The 212-nt window shown below is 49.1% G+C and carries 1 protein-coding gene; it reads left to right on the forward strand.

Going from position 1 to position 212, the window contains the following annotated elements:
* Nucleotides 1-212: S24 family peptidase (locus tag HJV72_RS19415; protein WP_208073516.1), on the forward strand; the 212-nt coding region annotated here is incomplete at both ends.

Genomic DNA, 212 nt, shown 5'->3' on the forward strand with positions numbered 1-212 from the left:
TGGGAAGAAAGAGCCACAAAATATTACATCCCCGAAAGTGGCGCGGACTGTGTGAGATACGCTGATTTTGGCATCCGTGTTTCAGGCGACAGCATGGAACCGCGCTTCCATGACGGAGACATACTCATGATTCAAAAAACCGAAACACTGGAACTCGGTGAAATTGGTGTTGTAATCATGGAAGGAGAAGGCTACGTCAAGCAGATCGGCCC

The organism is Extibacter sp. GGCC_0201 (assembly GCF_017566055.1).
Classification (GTDB): domain Bacteria; phylum Bacillota; class Clostridia; order Lachnospirales; family Lachnospiraceae; genus Extibacter.